This window comes from Peterkaempfera bronchialis (assembly GCF_003258605.2).
Taxonomy (GTDB): Bacteria; Actinomycetota; Actinomycetes; order Streptomycetales; family Streptomycetaceae; genus Peterkaempfera; species Peterkaempfera bronchialis.
The window spans coordinates 4,706,073-4,729,267 of the sequence record NZ_CP031264.1; the positions used below are offsets into that span (position 1 = coordinate 4,706,073).

Sequence of the window (23,195 nt, forward strand, 5' to 3'; positions counted from 1 at the left end):
ACCACTGACAACCACATCCGGTTTTTCCGGGGGCCCGTCCCAGGGCCCGCCCCCGGACAGCACGATAGGCCGGGACGGCTTCGCCATCCCGGTGTGCTGCATCCCAAGTGCGCTGGGGCGTTACCTGTTAGGCGTCAGCTCCACCAGCCGCCTGCCGGAGTCGGACACGATGTCGATGCTGCTGATGTCCTCCGGCCGGGCCGAGGTGGAGGCGGGCACCGCCGCCGTGTCCGCGTAGCCCGACGCCCAGGTGCCGCCGGTCTCCGTCCGGCCGTCCCGGGTGTGCACCACCATGGAGCAGCGGATGCCCTGCGGCAGCCCGTTCAGCGTCAGCTCCACCTGGGTGCCCCACGCCTTGCGTACCAGCCCGGCGGTGGCGGCGACATGGGTGGTGGCGTCGGTCGCCTTCAGCGTCGCCGCCACCGGCTGGGCGGTGGGTCCGTCGGCGCGGGTCACCCCGAGGTAGACCGCCGCTCCGGTGGCGCAGGCGGCCACCGCCACCGAGGCGGCGGTGAGCAGCCGCCGGGCCTGGCCCTCCCGGCGGTGCGACACCGGGACCACCGGCGGCGGTGCCTCCTCCGGCTGCGGCGGGCGCGGCTCGTACGGCGACGGGACCCCGCGCCCGGTGGGGCGGAAGGGGTCCCAGCCCGGCGGCGCCGCCGGCTCCTGCGGCGGCACGGTCCGGGTGGCGGCCGCCACCCGGGGGACCGCCTCGGCCGCGGCGGCGGTCTCCGGCATCTCCTCGAACGGCGTGTGCCGCAGCAGCCCGGGCAGCGGGGCGAGCTGGACCAGCTCGTCCCGGCAGCGCGGGCAGTCGGCGAGATGCCCTTCGAGCGCCGTGCGCTCCCCGCCGTCGAGCGCTCCGAGCAGATAGGCGCCCAGAGACACGCTCTCCTGGCACGTCATGGTGCTGTCACCCCTCGCTCCTCCAGCACGTTCCGCAGTGCGCGCAGCGCGTAGTAGCAGCGCGACTTGACCGTCCCGGCGGGTATACCCAGATGCTGGGCGGCCTCAGCCACCGTACGCCGCAGGTAGTACACCTGGATCAGGACCGCGCGGTGGTCCGGCCGCAGCCCGCGCAGCGCCTCCGCCATCTGCCAGCTCTCCAGCATCCGGTCCAGCTCGTCCTCGCCGCGTCCGGGCGGCTCCTCCTCGCCGAGCGGGCTCTCCTGCGGCCGTGCCTGGGTCCGGCGGAAGGCGGAGACCACCAGGTTGTGGGCGACCGTGTGGAGCCACGGCCCGGCCCGCTCCGGGTCCAGGGTGGCCCGGTGCTGCCACGCCCGCAGGAACGTCTCCTGCACCAGGTCCTCCGCCCGCTGGTAGTCGCCGTGCAGCAGGCGCAGGACGTGGCCCAGGACCGAGCGTCCGTACCGTGCGTACAGGGCACGCACCCACTCCGAGTCGCTGTGGGCCGTCGTCGTTGCTGTGATTGTCTGCTGCATGGGTCCAGTACGCCCGGTGCGGCGGGACGGTTCAAGGCACCCTAGATTCCCTTAAGGATGACCTGAGGCTGCGGTTATGACGGAGTGTCCGCCGTGCGCAGAAGGAGCAGTGAGCGACCGCGCAGGGTGACCTCCGCACCGGCCGCCGGCCGCCCGACCGGGGGTGCCGCCTGCTCCTCCGACCAGGTGTCCACCACGGTCTGCCAGCCGGCCGCCCAGGGCTCGCCGGGGAGGGTGAAGACCACGTCCTGGTGCGAGGCGTTGAGCAGCAGCAGAAAGCTGTCGTCGAGCACCGGCAGGCCGGCCGGGTCGCGCTCGCCGATGTCCGTACCGGAGAGGAACATGCCCAGCGCGCCGGTCGGCGCGTACCAGTCCGCCTCGGTCATCTCCCGTCCCCCGGCGGTGAACCAGGCCAGGTCGCGCAGCCCGCCCGGCTGCGCGGGCCGCCCGGAGAAGAAGGCCCGCTGGCGCAGCACCGGGTGCGCGCGGCGCAGCCGTACCAGCCGGGCGGCCAGGTCGAACAGCGCCCGCCAGCCGGGGTCCTCCAGCAGCGACCAGTCGATCCAGCCGGTCTCGTTGTCCTGGCAGTAGGCGTTGTTGTTGCCGCCCTGGGTGCGGCCCATCTCGTCGCCGGCCACCAGCATCGGCACCCCGGTGGAGAGCAGCAGGGTGGCCAGCATGTTGCGCAGCTGCCGGCGGCGCAGCGCGGTGATCCCGGGGTCGTCGGTCTCGCCCTCGTGGCCGCAGTTCCAGGACCGGTTGTCGTCGGTGCCGTCGCGGTTCTCCTCGCCGTTGGCCTCGTTGTGCTTGCCGTCGTAGCTGACCAGGTCGCGCAGGGTGAAGCCGTCGTGCGCGGTGACGAAGTTGACGGAGGCGTAGGGGCGGCGGCCACCGCGCTGGTACAGGTCGGAGGAGCCGGAGAGCCGGTAGCCCAGCTCCCGGACGTCCGGGCGGGCGCCGCGCCAGAAGTCCCGCACGGTGTCCCGGTACTTGTCGTTCCACTCCGCCCACAGCGGGGGGAAGCCGCCGACCTGGTAGCCGCCGGGCGCGACGTCCCAGGGCTCGGCGATCAGCTTGACCCGGCTGAGCAGCGGGTCCTGGGAGACCGCCGCCAGGAACGGCGAGTGCATGTCGACCCCGTCGCTGCTCCGGGTCAGCGCCGCCGCCAGGTCGAACCGGAAGCCGTCCACCCCCATCTCGGCGACCCAGTAGCGCAGCGAGTCGGTGATCAGCCGGACCACGTGCGGCTGCCGGGTGTCCAGGGTGTTGCCGCAGCCGGTGTAGTCGGCGTAGCCGCGCGGGTGCAGCGGCGGCAGCCGGTAGTAGGCGGCGTTGTCGATCCCCCGGAAGGAGAGGGTGGGGCCGCCCTGGCCGCCCTCCGCCGTGTGGTTGTAGACCACGTCCAGGATCACCTCGATCCCGGCCCGGTGCAGCGCCCGCACCATCCGCTTGAACTCGCCGACCTGCTGCCCCCGGGTGCCGGAGGAGGAGTAGCCGGCGTGCGGCGCGAAGTAGGCGAGGGTGTTGTACCCCCAGTAGTTGCGCAGCCCGCGCCGCTGGAGGTGGTCCTCGCTGGCGTACTGGTGGACCGGCAGCAGCTCCACCGCGGTCACCCCCAGGCGCACCAGGTGGTCCACCGCGGCGGGGTGGCCGAGCCCGGCGTAGGTGCCCCGCAGCCGCTCGGGGACGCCGGGGTGCCGCATGGTGAAGCCTCGGACGTGCACCTCGTAGAGGACCGTCTCGGCCCAGGGCGTCTTGGGCCGCCGGTCGTCCTCCCAGTCGTCGTCGTCCTGGACCACCACCGCCTTGGGCACATACGGCGCCGAGTCGCGGTTGTCCCGCACCGTGTCCGCCACCTCGGCCTCCGGCCAGTCGCGGACCGAGCCGCACTGCGCGTCATGGCTGCGCGGCTCCCCGTCGACCGCCCGGGCGTAGGGGTCAAGCAGCAGCTTGGCCGGGTTCCAGCGGGCGCCGGTCCACGGGTCCCAGCGGCCGTGCACCCGGAACCCGTACCGCTGCCCCGGCCGCACCCCGGGGAGGAAGCCGTGCCAGGTCTGGAAGGTCTGCTCGGTGAGCCGGTGGCGGGTCTCGGTGCCGTCGTCGTCGAAGAGGCAGAGCTCCACCGCCTCGGCGCCGGCCGCCCAGAGGGCGAAGTTGGTGCCCGGGGTGCCGTCCGGCGCGGTACGGAACCGGGCGCCCAGCGGCTGCCGGCTGCCCGGCCAGGCGGGCTCGGGCTCCGGGTCGGCGTACGGCGCCGCGTACGGCCCGGTCGGCACCAGCCGCAGCCCGGCGCCCGGGCGTGGCTCGGCGTGGGCGCGGGCGCGGTCCTCGTCGTCCGGTCCGCCGCCGTCGACCTGCTGCCATGCCGCCATGGCGCACCCTCCCAGCGCGGGGCGTCCCGTGCCCCGTAACCTCTTGTCTCCCCAGAACGGGGGCGGCTGTCACGCACGGAATCCGGCAGCGACCCTCCGTGAACGCCCTGCCGCTTTGGGTGACGCCGCCGTGTCCCCTGCGGGCGGCGGCTCGTTGGGCCGGACGCCGGGGCATCGCGCCCGGCGCGGCCGGCACCAGCGGGATCGGCCGTCCGAGGGAGTCCAGGGAGGGGCCGGGATGCAGCTCGGAAGTACCGTGCGGCGCAGCCGCAGCGCGCGCGCCGCCGTCGGCGGGGCGCTGGTGGCCCTGGCGGCGCTGGCGGGATGCGGTCCCGTCGCTACCGGGGGCTCCTCCTCGGACGGCGTGCGGCTGCCCCGGGTGTCCCGCGCCGTGATCGCGATCACCCCCGCCGACGGCGCCGCCGAGGTGCCGCCCACCGGCGCCGTCCGGGTCACCGCCACCCACGGCCGGCTGACCTCGGTACGGCTGGCCGACGACAGCGGGCACACCGTCCCCGGGCGGCTGACGCCCGGCGGCGCGGTCTGGGAGCCGGACGGCCGGCTGGCGCTCTCCACCCGCTACACCCTGGACGCGGTGGCCCGGGACCCGGAGGGTCTGGAGGCGGCCCGGCACGCGGCCTTCTCCACGCTGGTGCCCAAGCACACCTTTGTGGCCTTCTTCACACCCGAGGACGGCTCCACGGTCGGCGTCGGCATGCCCGTCTCCCTCCGCTTCACCCGGTCGATCACCGACCGTGCCGCCGTGGAGCGGGCGGTCCGGGTCTCCTCGGACCCGCCGGTGCCGGTCAGGCTGCACTGGTTCGGCGACCGGCGGCTGGACTTCCGGCCCAAGTTCTTCTGGAGCCCGGGCACCCGGGTGGTCCTCTCGCTGGGGCTCAGGGACCAGGAGGGCGCCCCCGGCGTGTACGGGGTGCAGGACAAGGAGGTGCGGTTCACCGTCGGCCGCTCCCAGGTCTCCACCGTGGACGTCGGCTCCCGCACCATGGTGGTCCGCCGTGGCGGGCACCTGCTGCGCACCATCCCGATCTCGGCCGGCAGCCCGCAGCACCCCACCTACAACGGCTATCTGGTGATCTCCGAGAAGTACGCGGTGACCAGGATGAACTCCCACACCGTGGGCCTGGGCAGCGAGTACGACATCCCCGATGTGCCGCACGCCATGCGGCTGACCGGCTCCGGCACCTTCGTACACGGCAACTACTGGGCCGCCCCCTCGGTCTTCGGCACCCGGAACACCAGCCACGGCTGTGTGGGCCTGCCCGATGTCAAGGGCGGCGGGGCCAGGACGCCCGCCGGCTGGTTCTTCTCCCGCTCCCTGCTGGGGGACGTGGTGCGGGTGGTGGGCTCCGGCGACCGCACGGTCGCCCCCGACAACGGGCTGGGCGACTGGAACCTGCCCTGGGCTCGCTGGAGCCCGCAGGGTAACTGACGCCCGGCCGTCTTCCCGCATCCCTCCCTGAACGCTTTCAGAACCTCCCGTTATCCTCGGAGATCGCCTGCGCGAAAGATTCGCGGCCGATGCAACCGGAACCGCACCACAGCGTGTCTAGTGGAGTGGAAACCGGGAGGGGAGCACACACGTGAAGCCGGAACAGGCGGCACCCGCCGCGATACGCCCCAACGTCCTGAAGGGCGTACTGGCACTGCTGCTGGGGGCGCTGCTGGCGCTGGTCACGGCCTGCAGTTCCGGTGGTGCGAAGTCTCCGGACTCGGCCGCCGGTCAGCCGGGCGGCGACAAGGGCGCCAGCCAGGCCGACAAGGCCGCAGCCGAGAAGACCTCCGACGCCGTGGTGTCCATCACACCGAAGGACGGCGCCAGCAATGTGGCCACCCGTGACGGGCTCAAGGTGGCCGTCAGCAAGGGCAAGCTGACCTCGGTCAAGGTCACCTCGGAGAACGGCACCGCGGTCGAGGGCGCGATGGCCGCCGACGGCACCAGCTGGACCCCGTCCGACGTGCTGGGCACCGGAACCAAGTACACGGTCGAGGCGCACGCCAAGGACGCCAAGGGCCTGGAGGCGGTGGAGAACTCCACCTTCACCACGCTGACCCCGGCCAACACCTTCATCGGGTACTTCAACACCGAGCAGGGCCAGACCTACGGCGTCGGCATGATCGTCTCGCTCAACTTCAACAAGGCGATCACCAACAAGAAGGACGTCCTGGACCACATCAGTGTGACCGCCAACCCGTCGGTGGACGTGGTCGGCCACTGGGTCGGCAACCAGCGGCTGGACTTCCGCCCGGCCGAGTACTGGGCGGCCGGCACCAAGGTCACGCTGCACCTGGGGCTCAACGGCGTCGAGGGCGCCCCCGGCGTCTACGGTGTGCAGTCCAAGGACGTGAAGTTCGAGATCGGCCGCTCCCAGGTCAGCCTGGTGGACGCGGAGAAGCACACCATGGTGATCAAGAAGAACGGCGCGGTCTCCCGGACCATCCCGATCTCGGCCGGCTCCCCGCAGAACACCACCTACAACGGCAAGATGGTGATCTCCGAGAAGTACGTCCAGACCCGGATGAACGGCGACTCGGTCGGCTTCAAGGGCGAGTACGACATCAAGGACGTGCCGCACGCCATGCGGCTGACCACGTCCGGCACCTTCATCCACGGCAACTACTGGGGCGCTCCCAGCATCTTCGGCTCCCAGAACACCAGCCACGGCTGCGTGGGCCTGCGTGACGCGCAGGGCGCCGGCGACCCCAACACCCCCGCCGCCTGGTTCTACGCCCACTCGCTGATCGGCGATGTGGTGCAGGTGGTGAACTCGCACGACCGCACCGTGGACCCGTTCAACGGCATCAACGGCTGGAACATGTCCTGGTCGCAGTGGAAGGCCGAGAGCTGACCGACCTCCCCCCGCGCCACCGAGGCCCGGTCCCCAGGCACGCCACGTGCCCGGGGACCGGGCCTCTCCCGTACCGCACGCTAGGGTCGGCCCGGCAGCATCTCGCCTGACCACACCCTCACTGCCCACGGGAGGCCGCAATGACGCGCACCGTCCACCTCGACGTCGAGGACGGCATCGGCACCATCCGCCTGGACCGCCCGCCGATGAACGCCCTGGACGCCGCGATGCAGGACCAGCTCCGCGAGGCCGCCGAGGAGGCGGCCCGCCGACCGGAGGTACGCACCGTCGTGCTGTGGGGCGGCGAGAAGGTCTTCGCCGCCGGCGCCGACATCAAGGAGATGCAGGCCATGTCGTACGCCGACATGGCCGAGCGCGGCGCCCCGCTCCAGGAAGCCTTCACCGCCGTGGCCCGCATCCCCAAGCCGGTGGTGGCCGCCGTGACCGGCTACGCCCTGGGCGGCGGCTGCGAGCTGGCCCTCTGCGCCGACATCCGGATCGCGGCGGAGAACGCCCGGCTCGGCCAGCCGGAGATCCTGCTCGGGCTGATCCCCGGCGCCGGGGGCACCCAGCGGCTGTCCCGGCTGGTCGGCCCCTCCCGGGCCAAGGACCTGATCTTCACCGGGCGGCAGGTGAAGGCCGACGAGGCGCTGCGCATCGGCCTGGTCGACCAGGTGGTGCCCGCCGAGGAGGTGTACGCCGCCGCTCGGGCCTGGGCCGCGCGGCTCGCCGCCGGACCGGCGCTGGCGCTGCGGGCGGCCAAGGAGGCCGTCGACCGGGGTCTGGAGACGGACCTCGACTCCGGCCTGGCCATCGAGCGCGGCCTCTTCGCGGGCCTCTTCGCCACCGAGGACCGCGAGACCGGCATGCGCAGCTTTGTGGAGGAGGGGCCGGGCAAGGCGAAGTTCCGCTGACCGCGCCCGCTCTGCTGGTTGCGCTGTGTGACTAGTGATCCTTTCGCGGTTTGCCTCCCCGGGGGGCCCGAACCCGACATGATGGGGCGCATGGTGGGCCCGGGCGAAGCAGAGCAGTCGCAGTACCCGAGCCCGGGCTTCCCGGAGGAGTTCGCCCGGGACGAGCTGGAGGTGGCCTTCTTCGACCGGCTGGCCGCCCCCGCCGTCGACGAGGTGCGGCTGCCGGCGCGGCCCGAGTCGGCGGCCGAGGCGCGGCGGCTGACCCTCTCCGTGCTGGAGCTCTGGGGCCTGGTCCAGCAGCGGGAGGCGGCCGAGCAGTTGGTCGGCGAGCTGGTCGCCAATGCGGTCAAGCACACCGGCGGCCGGACCGTGGGCCTGCGCTTCGTCCGCCGGCCCGGCTGGCTCCGGGTGGAGGTGCGCGACCCCTCGCGGGCGCTGCCGTGCCTGATCCGGGTGGAGCCCGCTGCGGACTCGGGGCGCGGGCTGCACCTGGTGGAGACCCTGTCGGACCGCTGGGGCGCGGATCTGCTGTCCCGGGGCAAGAGCGTCTGGTTCGAACTGCGGGTGCGCGAGCGCTGAGCGCTGGGTGCCGGGCGCTGGGCGCTGGGCGCTTGGGCGCCGGGAAAAGCATGCGGGGCCCCCGTGCGCCGAGGTACGGCGGCGGGGGCCCCTGCGCGTCACCGCGCAGGCCAGGGGGGTGCGTGCCACGCGGTGCGGAACGGCCGTGCCGGGTCGGTGCGGAGGGCCGTGGTCTACGGCTTGACTATCGCATGGGCCGGGGCGTTCGGGCAAACCATGCCCCTCGTATTCAAAGGTGTACAGATCCTTTTGCCTTGGAGTTCATGAGTATGCAGCCCGCGCGACCTTGAGTCGGGCGGGTTTTCGCCGAGGTGAGCGGGGTACTCCGCCGCCCGTGACCGATCGCGAGACAGTCGACCGCCTGGTCCGGGCCCATGGACGCACCTATGCCGCCGACGCCGGTATCCGGCTGCGGGACAGCCCCGGACCGCTCTACGAGCTGCTGGTGCTCTCGGAGTTGGCCAGCACCCGGATCCGGGCCGAGGTGGCGGTGGCCGCCGCGCGGGCCCTCTTCGCCGCCGGGATGCGGAGCCCGGAGCGGATGCGGGAGGCGAGCTGGCAGCAGCGGGTGGACGCGCTGGGGGAGGGCGGGTACCGGCGCTATGACGAGTCCACCGCCACCCGGCTCGGCGACGGCGCGCAGTTGCTGCTGGACCGCTGGAAGGGCGATCTGCGCGCCCTCCACCGGGAGGCGGGCGACTCGGTCGAGGCGCTGGCCCGGGCGCTCCAGGAGTTCCCCGGCATCGGACCGGCCGGCGCCGACATCTTCCTCCGCGAGGTGCAGGGGGTCTGGCCGGGCGTCGCACCCTACTTCGGCGCCAAGGCGCTCCAGGGCGCCGACCGCCTCGGCCTGCCCGCCGACCCCGCCGCGCTGACCCGGCTGATCGGCCGCCACGACCCCGCAGCCTTCGCTGCCGCACTGGTCCGCGCGGCTCTGCACAAGGACGTGGCGGAAGGTCTGCGGGCATCCAACTAAACCGGTTCGGCTCATACCGTTGTGATCTTCGTAGTGCGCGTTTACGCTGAGGTCCGCGCCGGATGTCATCGACCATTCAGGCGGGTCGACAGGTTGTTGCCCCCTGTCCCCGAGGCGACAATCTCGCCGGTCGATGCGATGGCGAAGCCCCAGGCCGGAGCGGCGGGGCCCTTCTCGGTCGCCGGACTGTGTCGCGACCCCACCTGGAATCCACGGGATTCCTCCGCAATGGGAGTCGTCCGATGAGAAAACGTATTGCAAGCGCGGTGGCGGCACTATTCGCCCTCTTCGTGCCCATGTTCGCCGTAGCCCAGCCCGCCCATGCCGCCACCGGCTTCCATGTGAGCAACGGGCGGCTGCTGGAGGGCAATGGCAATGACTACATCATGCGAGGCGTGAGCCACGCCCACACCTGGTACCCCGACAAGCTCAGCTCGCTCGCTGACATCAAGAAGCTGGGCGCCAACACCGTTCGGGTGGTGCTCGCCACCGGCGACCTGTGGACCAAGAACAGCGCCACCGATGTGGCGAACGTCGTCGCCCAGTGCAAGGCGAACCGCCTGATCTGTGTGCTGGAGGCGCACGACACCACGGGTTACGGCGAGCAGAGCGGCGCCATCACCCTCTCCAAGGCCGCGGACTACTGGATCAGCATCCAGAGCGCCCTGACCGGCCAGGAGAACTACATCATCATCAACATCGGCAATGAGCCGTACGGCAACAACAACACCTCCGGCTGGACCGCCGACACCACGGCCGCCATCAAGAAGATGCGCAACGCCGGTTTCCACCACACCCTGATGGTCGACGCCCCCAACTGGGGTCAGGACTGGTCCGGCACCATGCGGGACAACGCCAAGACCGTCTTCGCCGCCGACGCGGACGCCAACACGGTCTTCTCCATCCACATGTACGGCGTGTACACCAACGCCAGCCTCGTCAGCAACTACCTCAACAGCTTTGTCTCCGCCAAACTCCCCATCGTGGTCGGCGAGTTCGGCAATATGCACAGCGACGGTGACCCGGACGAGGACTCGATCATGTCCTACGCCCAGTCGCTGAAGCTCGGCTACCTGGGCTGGTCCTGGAGCGGCAACGGCGGCGGCGTCGAGTACCTCGACATGGTGACCAACTTCAACGCCTCCCAGCTCACCAGCTGGGGCCAGCGCATCTTCAACGGCGCCAACGGCATCAAGTCCACCGCCAAGGAGGCTACGGTCTACTCCGGCGGCGGCACCACCGGTGGTACCACCTCCGGCACCACCTCCGGCACCACCTCCGGTACCACGGCGGGCACCACCAACGGCGGGACCACGGCCGGGACCACCACCGGTGGCACCACCTCCGGCACCACGGCCGGTACGACGACCGGTGGCACCACGGCCGGTACGACCACCGGTGGCAGCACCACGGGCGGCAACGGCAACAACGCCGGCTGCACCGCCACCTACTCGCCCAACTCCTGGAACGACGGCTTCACCGCCGACGTGACGGTCAAGGCGGGCAACACGGCCATCAAGTCCTGGAAGGTCACCTGGACCTTCAGCGGCAACCAGAAGGTCACCTCCTCCTGGAACGCCAATGTGACCCAGAGCGGCACCTCGGTGACCGCGACCAACATGAGCTACAACGGCTCGGTGGCCGCCAACGGCACCACGTCGTTCGGCTTCCAGGGCACCTACAGCGGCACCAACAGCACCCCCACGCTCACCTGCACCGCGAGCTGATCCCACGCACCACTCGCACCACCAGGGGCCCGTCCCGCCGCATCCGCGGCGGGGCGGGCCCCTGCCGTTGCGCATGGTTCGGGCCCCTGCGGGCAGACGCAGGCCCGCACCGGGTTTGCGCTAACGTTGCCGAGTCTTGTGCTTACCGGGGAACTGAGCAGGGGGCAGGCATGGATCAGCAGCTGCATGTGGACCTGGAATGCCTCCAGGAGTGCTGGGACGAACTCGCCAAGGTCGCCGGCCGCCTCGACCCCCTGATGGACGATCTGCACCGAGGCTTCCGCCAGGTCGGCGAGGAGTGGAGCGGCGCCGCCTCCGAGCGGTTCGCGCAGTACTTCCAGGAGTGGTACAGCAGTTCGGACCTGCTGCTGCGCTCGCTCCAGCACCTGCGCAGCGTGCTGGGCACCGCCCACTTCAACTACAGCGCGGCCCGGGACGCCAATCTGCGGATGTGGTGCGCCGAGTGACCCCGGTGTCCAGACTGGCTCCGGTCCGTGTCGACCCCGAGGTCCTCTACCGTGCCGCCACCCGGATCGCCGCCGGCCAGGCCGACATCCACGACGGCTGCTGCCTGCTGACGGGCCGTCTCCAACCGACGGCCGGGATGGCGGCGGGGCAGCACGCCGCCTGCTTCGCCGAGGCATACGACCAGGCGGTGGCGGCCGTCCTGAACGCCCTCCGCAGCGTGGTGGACGCGCTGGGGCTGATGTCCCACTGCCTCACCGCGACCGCCAACAACCTGGTGCTGGCCGACCACTCCAGCCATGCCACCACGCCGCATGCCCACCCCGACACCCGTTCGCTGCACGACACGGTCGCGGCGCCGCGCTATCGGATGCCGCTGACCGCCGGGGGCCCGGGACTGCCGAGGATTCCGGCGTTGGAGGACGCCGCCTACGCCTGGCGGAAGCTCACCGAGGCGCTGACCGAGGCCGGCGGGATGATGAACGTCTCGCTCTGGCCGCTGTACGGCGACGCCCACGGCCCGGAGTTGGACGCCGTGCACCACCACTGGTCGACCCTCTGGCGGGGGCCCGACCACGAGCGGTCGCTGCTCTCGGCCGCGGCGGTGGCCTGCGGGCGGCTGGGCTCTGCGTGCCTGGACGTGGCCGCCGCCATGGCGGAGGACCTTGGCGACCCGGGTTCGTCCGCCGTGTCGGCTGCCGCGCTGCCCGCCGCCGGGCTGCTGCGGGACCTCCCGTCCCTGCTCCGGCGCGCCGTGGACCGGGTGCCGCAGCTCCGGGTCCATCAGGCGGAGACCCGGCCCTGCCCCCGGGTACCGGAGACCGGGCCGCTGCCGGCGGCGGCCTGGTCTCCGCCGCGCCGCCGGGCTCCGGTCTCGGCGGTCGGCCTGGACAGGCAGCAGGTCGCCCGGCTGACCGGTGGCCGGGTGTCCGGCGGTGTCCCGGCGCATGTCGATGTGATCGGCGCGGATGGGGAGTTCGTCCTGGTGGCCGACTCGCCCAGGGTGCTCGGCGCCAAGGAGCTGGAGGCGGCGCTGCACGGGCTCAGGGAGGCGGCGGGACGCTGGGAGGTCCCGGCGCTCGCCTACTTCCCGCACGGCACGGGCCCGGACACCCTGGCGCTCGCGCGCGCCGTGCTGGGTGAGCGGGGGGTCCGTCTCTTCGGGTGAGGTTGGCCGGGCCGGGGGCGTCAGCGTCCGAGGTAGGGAGCGAGGGTTGCCGCGACGCCGGGCCTGGACACCCTGGCGTTCGCGCGCGCCGTGCTGGGTGAGCAGGGGGTCGTTTCCTTTGCGTGGCCGGCCCCGGGGGTGTCACTGTCCCAGGTGGGGCGCGAGTGTCGCCGCGACGCCGGGGCAGCGCAGGTAGTTCCTGGCGTAGTGGAAGCCGAAGCCGCTGTGGATGGTGTCGGTCAGGTCCAGGGCGATCCCGTCGAAGGCCCTGGCGAGCAGCGGCGGGATCGCCACCGGGTCGCCGGGGTCGGCGATGTTCACCCAGCGGGCGACGTTCGGCGGACGGGTACCCCGGTCGGCGAGCGGGCCGGGCAGCAGCCGTTCGAAGACCGCGCCGGGCAGTGCCAGCGGTGAGCCCAGGGTGACCAGCAGCTCCACCTTCAGCTCGGGGTGGGCGTGCAGGGCCTCGTAGGTGACGACCGTGCCGAGCGAGTGCGCCACCACCACGGTCGGCCGGTGGTCGCGGATGCGGGACGCCACCTCCTCGCGTGCGTTTGTACGGGCCGGGCCGTCGGGGGTCCGCAGATAGGCGGCGACCTCGCGGAAGAAGACCCTGACGAAGAGGCGGGTGAGCCGCCCGTTGAGGCTGAACTTCTCGGCCACCCACCCGGCCGTGTGCCGCAGCGGCAGGGTCAGCGCGCCCTGGGCCACCGCAGCGGGGGCGCCCAGTTCCGCCAGCCAGTCGGCGTACAGCCGCGCCTCCAGCGGGTCCTGCCAGTCGTCGTCCCCGTCGTCCCCGTCGTCCCCGTCGTCGCCGTCGTCGCCCTGGGCTGCCTGACGTCGGGTCAGGTGCGGGGCGTAGTAGGCCATCGCCACATCGAAGCGGTCGGGGTCGGTCCCGAGCCCGGCGGCGAGGTCGCGGGCCCAGTCGGCGGAGTAGGCGGCGCACACCTCGGCGGGGGTGCGGCGGGGGTCGTGGCAGCCGACGCCGTGCACGGCCACCACCGGCAGCGGTGCGGAGCGTGGATCTGTCATGCGGGGTCTCCCTGAGTACGGGGCGGGGTGAGGGCGATGACCTCGTGGCCCATGCCGGCCACGGTGGTGCCGTCGGCGGCCACGGCGACGCAGGTGAGGTCGTCGGGCAGGACGAGGGTGCCGAGCGGGGCGCCGGTGGCCAGGTCCCAGGCGCGGGCGGTCCGGTCGCTTCCGGTGGTGACGGCGGTGGGGCAGCCGTCCACAGTGAGCGCGGCGACGGCGGTGACCGCCGCGCTGTGGCCGTGCAGCAGGTGCAGCTGCTCGCCGGTGGCCAGGTCCCACACCCGGGCGGTCCGGTCGCTTCCGGCGGTGACGGCGGTGGGGCGGCCGTTCACGGTGAGGGTGGTCACGGCGGTGACCGCCGCGCTGTGCCCGTGCAGGGTGCGCAGCAGCGTGCCGTCGGTGAGGTCCCACACCGAGGCCACCCGCTGGTTGCCGGCGGTGACGGCGGTGGGGCGGCCGTCCACGGTGAGGGCGGCGACGGCGGTGACGGCCGCGCTGTGGCCGTGCAGGGTGCGCAGCAGGGTGCCGGTGGTGAGGTCCCAGACCCGGGCGGTGGCGTCGTGTCCGGCGGTGACGGCCAGTGGGGTGCTGCCGGGTGGGTCGAGTACGGCGACCTGGGTGACCCGGTCGCGGTGGCCGGTGAGGGTGTGCAGGCAGTGGCCGGTGGTGAGGTCCCAGACCCGGCCGGTGCCGTCGTTGCCGACGGTGACCGCCGCCGGGACGCCGCCCAGCAGCAGCACCGCCGCGTCCCGGACGCCCAGCGTGTGGCCGTGCAGGGTGCGCAGCAGGGTGCCGGTGGTGAGGTCCCAGACCCGGGCGGTGGCGTCGTGTCCGGCGGTGACGGCCAGTGGGGTGCTGCCGGGTGGGTCGAGTACGGCGACCTGGGTGACCCGGTCGCGGTGGCCGGTGAGGGTGTGCAGGCAGTGGCCGGTGGTGAGGTCCCAGACCCGGCCGGTGTGGTCGTCGCTGACGGTGACCGCCGCCGGGGCGCCGCCGAGGGAGAATGCGGCCACCGAGGCCACCCGGCCGTGGTGGCCGCCGCGATCGGAGACGGCGGCGTCGGTGCGGAGGCTCCAGATCCGGGCGGTGCCGTCCCGGCTGGCGGTGACCGCCGTCGGCCGTCCTTCCAGGTCGACCACGGCGACGGCGGAGATCCCGGCCGTGTGCCCGGCGAGGAGCTGCCGGGTCTGGCCGGTCGTCAGGCCCCGGACCGCAGCGGTCCCGTCGTCCCCGGTGGTCAGCGCGGCCGGTCCGCCGTCGACCGAGTCGAGAGCGGGGAGGGCGGCGACATCGGTGAACCGCTGCCCCGCCCCGGTCGGCAGCCGGGTGAGACGGCCGGCGGGCGGGTCCCAGAGCGAGGCCGAGCCGTCGTAGCCGACGGTGACCACCAGCGGCCGGCCGTCCCGGTGGACGACGGCTGCCGCCTGGACCGCGTGCAGATGGTGGTGGACGCTCTCGAAGAGGGTCTCGGCGGTGGCGAGGTCCCACACCCGGACCGTGCCGTCATTGCTGCCGGTGACGGCGGCGGGCCTGCCGTCCAGCGGCAGCACGCAGAGTGCCTCGATGGAGTCCTGGTGGCGGGTGTACGTCAGCAGCGGTTCACCGTCGGCGGCATCCCACACCCGGGCGGTGCGGTCGTATCCGGCGGTGACCGCGACGGTACGGCCGCCGACGGTGGCGGCGGTGGCGGCGGTGACGGCCGCGCTGTGGCCGCGCAGCGTACGGAGCAGGGCGCCGGTCGCCGGGTCCCAGACCAGCACGGTGCCGTCCGCACCGCCGGTGAGGACCGCCGGTCGGCCGTCCATTCCGCCCAGGGGGAGGACGGCGACGGACTCCACGCCCGCCGCGTGCCCGGTGAAGGTGCTGACCACCTGGCCGGTGGAGAGGTCCCACACCCGGGCCGTGCGGTCCCGGCCGGTGGTGACGGCGGTCGGCCGCCCGTCCAGGACGAGCGCCGCCACACCGGTCAGCGGCAGCTCGTGCCCGACCAGGGTGGCCAGCAGCGACGACGACGTCTGGCCGCTGGTGGCCCACCGGGGGGCCCAGGAGGCCGATGGCCGGACGAGGCCCGGAAGCAGGTCGTCGGCCCGCAGCCGGGCGGCGTCCAGTCCCAGGATCTGCCGGCGCTGCTCCGGCTCCAGCGCATGGTGGACGCCGTACGAGGCGCGGTAGACGGCGGCGGCCAGCAGAGCCGGTCGGCCGACCGCCGCCGGCAGCACCGCGAGGATCGACGCCGGGTGGCCGTGCACCAGGAACTCGCCGTCCAGCAGCAGGTCGTCGATGGCATCGGCGTGTGCCGCGTGGGCGGCGATGTGATGCAGCAGATAGGGGTCGGCGGCGTGCCATGCCCGGCCGTGCGGCGCCGGGGGTACGGCCCGGAGCAGCCGCTGGTACACGGCCTGCCCATGGGCGGTGCCGGGCACCCGGCTCATCCCGGGCCTCCCGCTGGTTCCGCTGGTTCCGATGGTTCCGCTGGGCCGCCGCCGGTGCCCAACGGGTCCAGCCGCAGTTGCTCCGCCAGGCTCTCGTGGAAGAGCCGGTAGAGCGTGGTGCCGTCCACCTCCACGTCCCGGCGCAGATAGAAGCGGGCCCCGTCCAGGGCGTGGCGGACCTCGCCGGTCGGCAGCGGCCCGTCGTCCGGGTGGCCGGGGGTGAAGGCCGCCGCGACATGCCGCACCACGCGTTCGGGCATGCCCAGGCCCTGCGCGTGGGCGAGGGCCGCCAGGACGGACCGTAAGAGGGGCCCCTCGCCGGACCGGGCCAGGTCCATCTCCAGCAGGCTGGGCAGGTCCCTCGGGACGGCGTGGCCGAGCCGCTCGGCGGCGCCCGGATCGGGCTCGGCGGGACGCTCCAGCACCTGCCGTACATAGAGTCCGGCCACCAGGAACTCCCCCCAGTCCAGCGGGCCCGCCCCGGTGGGAGGGGGATCGGGGTCGCCGACGCCGGTGAGCCGGGCCGCGATGCCATGGGCCAGCCGCCGCGCGGACTCCACCATGCCCACCCGGCCGTAGGGGGTGTCCACGGCGAGCAGATCGACGATGTAGGCGTGCAGCGCCTCGTACACCTCCTCCGGGGTGGCCCGGTCCAGGTGTGTCAGCGCCCCCTCCGCGTCGGCCGAGGCCAGCAGCGGCGCGGACGCCGGGTCCTCCCGCGTCCCGACCAGCAGCCGCAGCCCCGCCCCGGCGTCCTGGGCGACGGTACGGGCCAGCGGCAGCAGCAGGGCCCGGGTGACGTCCTGGGGGCGCTCGGCCTCGTCCAGCGCGTCGATCACCACGCTGTACGGACGGCCCGGACGGCTGCCCGCCAGCCGCAGCAGGCTCTCGGCACCCCAGCCGCCCTCGGGCCGGTCGCCGTCGCGTCCGCCCAGCTGCCGCGCCACCGAGTCGGCGATCTCCGCCAGGGTGCGGCGGCGCGCATGGACGACCGCCAGCCGGTCGTTCTCGGCGGGCCGGTGCGCCAACCCGGTCCAGAGCTGCCGCGAGGACCCCCGCAGCAGGGGGTGCGCCGCGCACACCAGGACGCCCAGCAGCGCCGACTTCCCGGCCCCGGGCTTGCCGGTGACGACGCGCAGCGCCTTGCCGTGCCCGTCGAACCAGCCGGTGAGCGTGCGCAGCTCCCGTCGGCGCCCGTGGAAGTACCCATGGCCGACGCCCCGCCCCAGCGGTTCGGCCCCCGAGCCATGGCTGAGGAAGTGCCAGGCGTCGAAGGCGCCGTCCAGCGACTCCAGCGCGGGCAGCAGCTCCTCGCCGCCCGCCCCCGCCGGGGCGGTGCGGTCCCGTCGGCCGGGCCGGTGGCGGGGGTTGGGGAAGAACGGCAGATGGTCCAGGCGCGCGGTGAAGGGGATCCGGCTGACGTCGATCTCCTGCACATAGCCCTCGACGGCACTGAGCTCCGCGACCTCCCGGTCGATCTCCCGGGCCACGGTCTCCAGCGGCAGGTACGGCAGCGAGTCGTCCACCCGCAGCTCGTCGTCGCGGTAGCGGCGCAGCACGGTCGCGGTGGCGCGGCTCAGCCGGCAGTCGAACGCCTTGCTGTCCCGGGCGGTCGCCGCGATCACCCAGAGGCGGCGCCGCTCGGGCCGCATGCTCTGGTGCCACGGCAGTGAGGCGGCGGCCCCGGAGTGGCAGAGGTCCAGGATCAGCAGGGTGAGCGGCCGGTCCTCCTCGGGGTGGTCCTCGACCCGGCTGATCCAGGAGTCGACCGACTCCTCCACCCGCCTGCCGTCGCGCCCGATGACATAGAGGTGCCCGCTGCCCCTGCGGGCCAGGTCGCCATGGCCGACCACATGGACCACCAGCACGCCCCGCGCCTCGCCCAGCGCCTCGGTCACCTGCTCGGTGAGCCGGTCGGCGTGGTCGGCGTCATCGGCGGGCCGGGGCCGCTCGCGGTAGCCGAAACCGTCCAGCGCCGCCACGATCGAGGCGGCGTGCTGGGGTGCCTCCAGCAGCGGTGCCAGGGCGTCCAGGGCCGGCGGGCCCTCCTCCGGCCCTCCCGACCCACCTGACTGCGGCACCCCGATGGCCACGACGGAGCGCGCGGCAACCCCCGCCATCCCCCTGCCCCCTCAGGCTTGCCGGAATGGAAACGCTCAGGAGGATACTGATCCGGCCATGGCGGCGGTGGCACTTCGGGAGACCCGGGGCGGACCAACCCCGGTCAGCACTCGATGACGTTGACCGCCAGGCCGCCGCGCGAGGTCTCCTTGTACTTGACCTTCATGTCGGCGCCGGTCTCCTTCATGGTCTTGATGGCCTTGTCGAGGGAGACATGGTGGCGGCCGTCGCCGCGCAGCGCCATCCGGGCGGCGGTGACGGCCTTGACGGAGGCCATGCCGTTCCGCTCGATGCAGGGGATCTGGACCAGGCCGCCGACCGGGTCGCAGGTCAGGCCGAGGTTGTGCTCGATGCCGATCTCGGCGGCGTTCTCCACCTGCTCGGGGGTGCCGCCCAGCACCTCGGCCAGACCGCCGGCCGCCATCGAGCAGGCGGAGCCGACCTCGCCCTGGCAGCCGACCTCGGCGCCGGAGATGGAGGCGTTCTCCTTGAAGAGCATGCCGATCGCGCCGGCGGCGAGCATAAAGCGGACGATGCCGTCCTCGTCGGCGCCCGGGATGAAGGTGAGGTAGTAGTGCAGCACGGCCGGGATGATCCCGGCGGCGCCGTTGGTGGGGGCGGTGACCACCCGGCCGCCGGCCGCGTTCTCCTCGTTGACGGCCATCGCGTAGAGGGTGACCCACTCCATGGCGTTGGCCGGGCCGATGCCCTCGGTGCGCAGCGCCCGGGCGGCGGTGGCGGCCCGGCGGCGGACCTTGAGGCCGCCCGGCAGGATGCCCTCGCGGGTCATCCCGGCGTCGACGCACTCCCGCATCACCCGCCAGATCTCCAGCAGCCCGGCTCGGATCTCCGCCTCGCTGCGCCAGGCCCGCTCGTTCTCCAGCATCAGCGCGGAGATGGAGAGCCCGGTGGTGCGGGTGAGGTGCAGCAGTTCCTCGCCGGTGCGGAAGGGGTGGCGCAGCACGGTGTCGTCGGGCTTGACCCGGTCGGCGCCGATGGCGTCCTCGTCGACGACGAAGCCGCCGCCGACCGAGTAGTAGGTCTTCTCCAGCAGCGGCACCCCGGCGGCGTCGTAGGCGCAGAGGGTCATGCCGTTGGCGTGGTAGGGCAGCGAGCGGCGGCGGTGCAGGATCAGCTGGGTGTCCGGGTCGAAGGCGATCTCCTGGGCGCCGAGCAGGCTGAGCCGGCCGGTCGCCTTGATCCGCTCCACATCCAGGTCGGCCTGGGCGATGTCGACGGTGCGCGGGGAGTTGCCCTCCAGGCCGAGCAGCACGGCCTTGGGGGTGCCGTGGCCGTGGCCGGTGGCGCCGAGGGAGCCGAAGAGTTCGGCGCGGACGGAGTCGGTCTGGGCCAGCAGCCCTTCGGATTTCAGCCGCCGGGCGAACATCCGGGCGGCGCGCATCGGGCCGACCGTATGCGAGGAGGACGGGCCGATGCCGATGGAGAAGAGGTCGAAGACGCTGATGGCCACGGGTGGGGCTCCCGGGGGTCACCCCCACGGTGGTGGGGAAGGCGAACCCGTTCGGCCCTCGCTCCGGGGTACCGGGCGGACGGCGACGGGTGGGGCAGGGGGTGCGGGGCGGGCGGTCGGGTCTCGGCCGCCCGCCCCGCCGTCTCGCGCGGGAGACGCGGAGACGTTGGGACGCGGAGATGTCGAGACTCTGGGAACGCGCAGAGAGGGGGTCCCCTCTCAGGGTGCGGTCAGAGCTCGGGGTAGAGCGGGTGCTTGGCTGCCAGCGCGGTGACGCGGGCCTTCAGCGACTCGGCCTTGGCCTGGTCGAAGCCCGGCTTCAGGGCCTCGGCGATCACCTCGGCGACCTCGCGGAAGTCCTCCGCCCCGAAGCCTCGGGTGGCCAGCGCCGGGGTGCCGATCCGCAGACCGGAGGTGACCATCGGCGGGCGGGGGTCGAACGGCACCGCGTTGCGGTTGACGGTGATGCCGACCTCGTGCAGCCGGTCCTCGGCCTGCTGCCCGTCCAGCTCGCTGTTGCGCAGGTCGACCAGGACCAGGTGGACGTCGGTGCCGCCGGAGAGGACGGCGACGCCCGCCTCGGCGGTGTCCGCCTGGGTGAGGCGCTCGGCCAGGATCTTCGCGCCGTCCAGGGTGCGCTGCTGGCGCTCCTTGAACTCCTCCGAGGCGGCGACCTTGAAGGAGACCGCCTTGGCGGCGATCACATGCTCCAGCGGGCCGCCCTGCTGGCCGGGGAAGACCGCGGAGTTGATCTTCTTGGCCAGCGCGGCCTTGGAGAGGATCACACCGCCGCGCGGGCCGCCCAGGGTCTTGTGGGTGGTGGTGGTCACCACGTCCGCGTACGGCACCGGGGAGGGGTGCAGCCCGGCGGCCACCAGGCCGGCGAAGTGCGCCATGTCCACCATCAGGTAGGCGCCGACCTCGTCCGCGATCCGGCGGAAGGCGGCGAAGTCCAGCTGGCGGGGGTAGGCGGACCAGCCGGCCACGATCAGCTTGGGCCGGTGCTCCTTGGCGAGGCGCTCGACCTCGTCCATGTCGACCCGGCTGGTCTTCTCGTCCACGTGGTAGGCGACGACGTTGTACAGCTTGCCGGAGAAGTTGATCCGCATGCCGTGGGTGAGGTGCCCGCCGTGCGCCAGGTCCAGGCCGAGGATGGTGTCGCCCGGCTGGAGCAGGGCGAACATCGCGGCGGCGTTGGCCTGGGCGCCGGAGTGCGGCTGGACGTTGGCCGCCTCGGCGCCGAACAGCTCCTTGATGCGGTCGATCGCGATCTGCTCGACCACGTCGACATGCTCGCAGCCGCCGTAGTAGCGGCGGCCGGGGTAGCCCTCGGCGTACTTGTTGGTGAGGACCGAGCCCTGCGCCTCCATGACCGCCACCGGGGCGAAGTTCTCGGAGGCGATCATCTCAAGGGTGGTCTGCTGCCGGTGCAGCTCGGCGTCGACCGCGGCGGCGACCTCGGGGTCGAGGGCGTGCAGGGACTGGTTGAGAACCGTCATCAGGGGTCTTCCGGTGAAGGGGCGGGCGGGGAGACCGGGGCGGCCGCAGACGGGGTCATACCGCTGCGGCCGCTGCGGGGAGGAGTCTCAGCCGCCGGTGAAGGCGGAGTACTCGTCGGCGCTCAGCAGGCCCTCGGGGTCGCCGTCGAGCCGGACCTTGAACAGCCAGCCGTCCTCGAAGGGGCCGGAGTTCACAAGCGCGGGGTCGTCCACCACGGCCTGGTTGACCTCGGTCACCTCGCCCGAGGCGGGGGAGTACAGGTCGCTGACCGACTTGGTGGACTCGAGCTCCCCGCACGGCTCACCTGCGGTGATGGTCTGGCCGACCTCCGGAAGCTGCACAAAGACCACGTCACCGAGGGCGTCGGCGGCATGGGCGGTGATGCCCACGGTGGACACGCCGCCCTCCGGGACGGTCAGCCACTCGTGCTCCTTGCTGAACTTCAGATGCTGCGGGTTGCTCATGGCGGCAATTCTCCAGGATGGGATGCGGGTACGGCGAAACGGGCCGGGACACGGGTTGGGACACGGCCGGGAACGGGGGGTGGCGCGGAGGTCAGCGGGCGCGCTTGTAGAAGGGCAGCGCCACGACCTCGACCGGCTCGTGGCTGCCACGGACGTCCACGGCGGCCGGGCTGCCGGGGGCGGCGTGGGCGGCGTCGACATAGGCGATGGCGATGGGCTTGCCCAGGGTCGGGGACGGGGCGCCCGAGGTGACCTCGCCGATCGGCTCGCCGGAGGCGGAGACCACGGCATAGCCGGCGCGGGGCACCCGGCGCCCGGGGGAGACCAGGCCGACCAGCACCCGCGGCGGGTGGGACTCGGCGTCGGCGGCGGCCTTCTCCAGGGCGGCGCGGCCGACGAAGTCCCCGCCGTTGGTGGTCTTGTCGAACCGCACCACGCGGCCGAGCCCCGCGTCGAAGGGGGTGGTGGCGGTGGTCAGCTCATGCCCGTACAGCGGCATGCCGGCCTCCAGGCGCAGCGTGTCGCGGCAGGAGAGGCCGCAGGGGACCAGGCCCCGGTCGGCCCCGGCCTCGGTGAGCCGCTGCCACAGGTGGACGGCGTCGGCCGGGGCGGCGAACAGCTCGAAGCCGTCCTCGCCGGTGTAGCCGGTGCGGGCCAGCAGCACCTCGCGGCCGGCCACGGTGGCGGGCAGGCAGGCGTAGTACTTGAGCCCGGCCAGGTCGGCGTCGGTGAGCGAGCCGAGCACGGCGGTCGACTCCGGGCCCTGGACGGCGATCAGCGCATAGGCGTCGCGGTCGTCGCGGACGCTGGCGTCGAACCCGGCGGTGCGGGCGGTGAGCTCGTCCAGCACCAGCTGGGCGTTGGAGGCGTTGGCCACCACCAGGAACTCGGCGTCCCCGGTGCGGTAGACGATCAGGTCGTCCAGGATGCCGCCGTCCTCGCCGCAGATCATGGTGTAGCGGGCGCGGTGCAGGCCGAGCGCGGAGACAAAGCCGACCAGCGCGTGGTCCAGCGCCTCCCCGGCCTGCGGGCCGGTCACGGTGATCTCGCCCATGTGGGAGAGGTCGAAGAGGCCGGCCCGGGTGCGTACGGCGTTGTGCTCCTCGCGCTCGCTGCCGTAGCGCAGCGGCATGTCCCACCCGGCGAAGTCGGTCATGGTGGCGCCGAGGGCGCGGTGGACGGCGTCCAGGGCGGTACGGCGGGGTCCGGCGGTCATGGTGGTGCTCCTCGGTGGGCTTGACTCTCGGGTACGTGAACGGGCATGCGGACGGAAACGGGCGGACCGGCAGGGCATGCGCGGGGCATGCGGCGGCTCGGGTCTCCCCATCTGTCGTCGCAACCTGAGAGCTTCACCGCGCCCGCCCCCGAGCGGGGGCGACGGCGGGCTTGCACCGTGGGTGGGAGCACGGCTGACCGTGTCCGCTTTCCAGATGTGCCTCGCCCGCGCGGTAGCTGTGCCTGAGAGATTCCGGGGAGGAGTTGCTCCTTCGGCGCCGACGTCGGCCGCCCCGACGGAGTCGGGTTCGGACGGTCGGGCTCTCCCGCGCGGGTTCGAACGGCCGGTATGGAGTTGGGCGCGCTCATCATGACACGGGCGGGGCAGCGGCGCGAGGTCGGCTCGGGGAGCGGCGGACCGGGCCATTCCCCGGGGATTGTCAT

Annotated in this window: 18 protein-coding genes and 2 riboswitches; of the genes, 8 read left to right on the forward strand and 10 right to left on the reverse strand. The window is 73.2% G+C overall.

What is annotated here, in order from left to right; genetic code table 11:
• Positions 1–120: 120 nt before the first annotated feature.
• The 3 genes from C7M71_RS21035 to glgX all read right to left on the reverse strand — a co-directional run bounded on the left by C7M71_RS21035 (position 121) and on the right by glgX (position 3,814).
• Entirely contained in the window at positions 121–888 is a 768-nt protein-coding gene (locus C7M71_RS21035; protein WP_162824324.1) for a zf-HC2 domain-containing protein, read from the reverse strand.
• A gap of 14 nt (positions 889–902) precedes the next feature.
• Complete coding sequence (locus C7M71_RS21040; protein ID WP_111493016.1) at positions 903–1,442, reverse strand: sigma-70 family RNA polymerase sigma factor; 540 nt, start codon at positions 1,440–1,442, stop codon at positions 903–905.
• Positions 1,443–1,516: 74 nt separating this feature from the next.
• Entirely contained in the window at positions 1,517–3,814 is a 2,298-nt protein-coding gene (glgX, locus tag C7M71_RS21045; RefSeq protein ID WP_111493015.1) for a glycogen debranching protein GlgX, read from the reverse strand.
• A 238-nt stretch (positions 3,815–4,052) separates the two neighbouring features.
• Here glgX and C7M71_RS21050 point away from each other — a divergent pair, with 238 nt between their 5' ends.
• From C7M71_RS21050 to C7M71_RS21085, 8 genes are all read left to right on the forward strand, one after another.
• Entirely contained in the window at positions 4,053–5,264 is a 1,212-nt protein-coding gene (locus C7M71_RS21050) for a L,D-transpeptidase (RefSeq protein WP_111493014.1), read from the forward strand.
• Positions 5,265–5,415: 151 nt separating this feature from the next.
• Positions 5,416–6,681, forward strand: coding sequence for a L,D-transpeptidase (locus tag C7M71_RS21055; protein WP_229758828.1), 1,266 nt, complete (start codon positions 5,416–5,418; stop codon positions 6,679–6,681).
• Between the two features lie 140 nt (positions 6,682–6,821).
• Positions 6,822–7,595, forward strand: a complete 774-nt coding sequence (locus C7M71_RS21060) for an enoyl-CoA hydratase/isomerase family protein (RefSeq protein WP_111493013.1) — start codon at positions 6,822–6,824, stop codon at positions 7,593–7,595.
• 90 nt (positions 7,596–7,685) lie between these two features.
• Positions 7,686–8,174 carry an ATP-binding protein gene (locus tag C7M71_RS21065; RefSeq protein ID WP_229758829.1) on the forward strand — a complete coding sequence of 163 codons (489 nt, stop codon included), beginning with the start codon at positions 7,686–7,688 and terminating at the stop codon, positions 8,172–8,174.
• Between the two features lie 334 nt (positions 8,175–8,508).
• Positions 8,509–9,150 (forward strand): endonuclease, encoded by a 642-nt coding sequence (locus C7M71_RS21070; protein WP_111493012.1) that lies wholly within the window; start codon positions 8,509–8,511, stop codon positions 9,148–9,150.
• Positions 9,151–9,416: 266 nt separating this feature from the next.
• The gene (locus tag C7M71_RS21075) at positions 9,417–10,877 is read left to right on the forward strand and encodes a cellulase family glycosylhydrolase (protein ID WP_322975183.1); all 1,461 of its coding nucleotides are present in this window, start codon (positions 9,417–9,419) and stop codon (positions 10,875–10,877) included.
• 170 nt (positions 10,878–11,047) lie between these two features.
• A complete protein-coding gene (locus tag C7M71_RS21080; protein ID WP_111490169.1) occupies positions 11,048–11,344 on the forward strand; it encodes a WXG100 family type VII secretion target in 297 nt (98 codons plus the stop codon).
• A 5-nt stretch (positions 11,345–11,349) separates the two neighbouring features.
• The gene (locus C7M71_RS21085; RefSeq protein WP_162824325.1) at positions 11,350–12,510 is read left to right on the forward strand and encodes a WXG100 family type VII secretion target; all 1,161 of its coding nucleotides are present in this window, start codon (positions 11,350–11,352) and stop codon (positions 12,508–12,510) included.
• 141 nt (positions 12,511–12,651) lie between these two features.
• Here the strand turns inward: C7M71_RS21085 and C7M71_RS21090 are convergent, their stop codons facing one another.
• The 7 genes from C7M71_RS21090 to gcvT form a co-directional block, all read right to left on the reverse strand.
• Positions 12,652–13,545 carry a serine peptidase gene (locus tag C7M71_RS21090; RefSeq protein WP_111490171.1) on the reverse strand — a complete coding sequence of 298 codons (894 nt, stop codon included), beginning with the start codon at positions 13,543–13,545 and terminating at the stop codon, positions 12,652–12,654.
• Positions 13,542–15,980 carry a WD40 repeat domain-containing protein gene (locus C7M71_RS21095; RefSeq protein ID WP_111490172.1) on the reverse strand — a complete coding sequence of 813 codons (2,439 nt, stop codon included), beginning with the start codon at positions 15,978–15,980 and terminating at the stop codon, positions 13,542–13,544. The genes C7M71_RS21090 and C7M71_RS21095 overlap by 4 nt, the downstream gene beginning before the upstream one ends.
• Positions 15,977–18,100: a hypothetical protein gene (locus tag C7M71_RS21100; protein WP_111490173.1), complete on the reverse strand. Its 2,124-nt coding sequence runs from the start codon at positions 18,098–18,100 to the stop codon at positions 15,977–15,979. The genes C7M71_RS21095 and C7M71_RS21100 overlap by 4 nt, the downstream gene beginning before the upstream one ends.
• A gap of 104 nt (positions 18,101–18,204) precedes the next feature.
• The gene (locus C7M71_RS21105; protein ID WP_111490174.1) at positions 18,205–19,572 is read right to left on the reverse strand and encodes an L-serine ammonia-lyase; all 1,368 of its coding nucleotides are present in this window, start codon (positions 19,570–19,572) and stop codon (positions 18,205–18,207) included.
• A 230-nt stretch (positions 19,573–19,802) separates the two neighbouring features.
• Positions 19,803–21,071, reverse strand: coding sequence for a serine hydroxymethyltransferase (locus tag C7M71_RS21110; protein ID WP_111490175.1), 1,269 nt, complete (start codon positions 21,069–21,071; stop codon positions 19,803–19,805).
• A gap of 87 nt (positions 21,072–21,158) precedes the next feature.
• On the reverse strand, positions 21,159–21,536 hold the full coding sequence (gene gcvH / locus C7M71_RS21115) for a glycine cleavage system protein GcvH (protein ID WP_111490176.1): 378 nt from the start codon (positions 21,534–21,536) through the stop codon (positions 21,159–21,161).
• A 91-nt stretch (positions 21,537–21,627) separates the two neighbouring features.
• Positions 21,628–22,752 (reverse strand): glycine cleavage system aminomethyltransferase GcvT, encoded by a 1,125-nt coding sequence (gcvT, locus tag C7M71_RS21120; RefSeq protein WP_111490177.1) that lies wholly within the window; start codon positions 22,750–22,752, stop codon positions 21,628–21,630.
• Positions 22,753–22,853: 101 nt separating this feature from the next.
• Positions 22,854–22,972: riboswitch (glycine riboswitch) on the reverse strand.
• A riboswitch (glycine riboswitch) is annotated at positions 22,973–23,090 on the reverse strand. It abuts the riboswitch before it with no gap.
• Between the last annotated feature and the right edge of the window lie 105 nt (positions 23,091–23,195).

Bases quoted from the DNA above. Each gene is read 5' to 3' on its own strand.
- C7M71_RS21090 (WP_111490171.1), bottom strand. From the start codon at position 13,545: ATGACAGATCCACGCTCCGCACCGCTGCCGGTGGTGGCCGTGCACGGC.
- gcvH (WP_111490176.1), bottom strand. From the start codon at position 21,536: ATGAGCAACCCGCAGCATCTGAAGTTCAGCAAGGAGCACGAGTGGCTG.
- gcvT (WP_111490177.1), bottom strand. From the start codon at position 22,752: ATGACCGCCGGACCCCGCCGTACCGCCCTGGACGCCGTCCACCGCGCC.
- C7M71_RS21110 (WP_111490175.1), bottom strand. From the start codon at position 21,071: ATGACGGTTCTCAACCAGTCCCTGCACGCCCTCGACCCCGAGGTCGCC.
- C7M71_RS21040 (WP_111493016.1), bottom strand. From the start codon at position 1,442: ATGCAGCAGACAATCACAGCAACGACGACGGCCCACAGCGACTCGGAG.
- C7M71_RS21050 (WP_111493014.1), top strand. From the start codon at position 4,053: ATGCAGCTCGGAAGTACCGTGCGGCGCAGCCGCAGCGCGCGCGCCGCC.
- C7M71_RS21060 (WP_111493013.1), top strand. From the start codon at position 6,822: ATGACGCGCACCGTCCACCTCGACGTCGAGGACGGCATCGGCACCATC.
- C7M71_RS21080 (WP_111490169.1), top strand. From the start codon at position 11,048: ATGGATCAGCAGCTGCATGTGGACCTGGAATGCCTCCAGGAGTGCTGG.
- C7M71_RS21100 (WP_111490173.1), bottom strand. From the start codon at position 18,100: ATGGCGGGGGTTGCCGCGCGCTCCGTCGTGGCCATCGGGGTGCCGCAG.
- C7M71_RS21065 (WP_229758829.1), top strand. From the start codon at position 7,686: ATGGTGGGCCCGGGCGAAGCAGAGCAGTCGCAGTACCCGAGCCCGGGC.
- glgX (WP_111493015.1), bottom strand. From the start codon at position 3,814: ATGGCGGCATGGCAGCAGGTCGACGGCGGCGGACCGGACGACGAGGAC.
- C7M71_RS21095 (WP_111490172.1), bottom strand. From the start codon at position 15,980: ATGAGCCGGGTGCCCGGCACCGCCCATGGGCAGGCCGTGTACCAGCGG.